The sequence below is a fragment of the Frankia sp. CcWB2 genome (assembly GCF_977927585.1).
The window spans coordinates 11,908-13,533 of sequence record NZ_CDWRCM010000039.1 but is presented as its reverse complement, the minus strand read 5'-3'; the positions used below and the strand labels follow the sequence as shown (position 1 = coordinate 13,533).

Annotated in this window: 2 protein-coding genes; both read left to right on the top strand. The window is 69.8% G+C overall.

Annotated elements, in window-relative coordinates; translation table 11 throughout:
- Nucleotides 1–1,123, top strand: a 1,123-nt coding sequence (gene nifB, locus ACY45C_RS06490) for a nitrogenase cofactor biosynthesis protein NifB (RefSeq protein WP_462186737.1), incomplete at its 5' end; no start/stop codon positions are given.
- Nucleotides 1,120–1,626, top strand: a 507-nt coding sequence (locus ACY45C_RS06485; protein WP_462186736.1) for an iron-sulfur cluster assembly accessory protein, incomplete at its 3' end; no start/stop codon positions are given. The genes nifB and ACY45C_RS06485, both read left to right, overlap by 4 nt.

Below are 1,626 nucleotides of genomic sequence, written 5' to 3'. Positions count from 1 at the left end.
CCCGGACATCAAGCTCTGCCTGTCCACCAACGGGCTGACCCTGCCGGACCACGTCGACCGCATCGCCGAGCTGAACGTCGACCACGTCACCATCACGATCAACATGATCGACCCCGAGGCCGGGGAGCGGATCTACCCGTGGATCGCCTTCCGCGGCAAGCGGTACACTGGCCGGGAGGCGTCCCGGATCCTCTCCGAGCGCCAGCTCGAGGGCCTGGCGATGCTCACCGAGCGGAAGATCCTCTGCAAGGTCAACTCGGTGATGATCCCCGGGGTCAACGATGACCATCTCGTCGAGGTTTCCCGGAAGGTCAAGGAGCTCGGTGCCTTCCTGCACAACGTGATGCCGCTGGTGTCGGCGCCCGAGCACGGCACCCACTTCGGCCTGACCGGGCAGCGCGGCCCCACCCCGCAGGAGCTCAAGGCGCTGCAGGACCGCTGCGAGCAGGACGACGGCGCCGAGATGAACATGATGCGGCACTGCCGGCAGTGCCGCGCCGACGCCGTCGGCCTGCTCGGTGAGGACCGGGGTGAGGAGTTCACCCCCGAGGCGTTCCGTGGCCGTGAGATCGACTACGACCTCGAAGGCCGCCGGCAGACGCACAGCGAGATCGAACGGTGGCGCTCCGAGGTTGCTGCCACCCGGGGAGTGCTGAACATCTCGACCGGCGCGGTCATTCCCTCCGGCCCGGGCGCATCCCCCGATGAGGGCACCCCGGCCGGGGCCCGCCCGGGGAACGCCCGCCCGGAGGACGTCGTGCTCGTCGCTGTCGCGACCAAGGGCAGCGGCGTGGTGAACCAGCACTTCGGTCACGCGACCGAGTTCTGGATCTACGAGGGGGGTCCGGGCTGGGCCCGGCTCGTGCAGACCCGCGACGTGGACCGCTACTGCAACGGCCCGTCGGACTGCGACGAGGACGCCTCCAAGCTCGACAAGACGGTCGCGATGCTGTCCGACTGCGCGGCGGTGTTGTGCAGCAAGATCGGCCTCGGGCCGCGCGAGGCGCTCGAGAACGCCGGGATCGAACCGGTGGAGCTCTACGACCTGATCGAGAAGGCGGTGGCCGAGGTCGGCTCCCGCCTTGTTGCACATCGTGCCGAAGCGGAGGTTGCCGTCCGATGAGCGCCACCACCCCCACCGTCGAACTGACCGACCGGGCCGTGAAGCAGGTCCGTCACCTGCTCGCCTCGACTCCCGGCACGAGCGGGTTCAGCCTGCGGATCGGCGTCGACCCCGGTGGCTGCGCCGGCTTCATCTACAACCTGGCGCTCGTCCCCGGCGCTGAGGCCGAGGACGTCGTCGTCGGCCAGGACGGCTTCGACGTCGTCGTCCACTCGTCGATGGTTCACCTGCTGCGCGGGCTGCGCGTGGACTACACCGAGACGCTGACCTCCTCCGGGTTCACCTTCCATAACCCGAACGCGACCAGCTCCTGCGGCTGCGGGACGTCCTTCGGTGCCTCGGACTCCACCGAGCGCACCGCCGCGGACGCCCGCCTGCGCGAGCAGGTCGAAGAGATCATGGAGGAGATCCGGCCCTTCCTGCGGGGAGACGGCGGGGACGCCGAGGTCATCGCGACCCTCGCCGGCAACGGCGAGCCCGGGACGGCGGAGGTGCACCTGCGC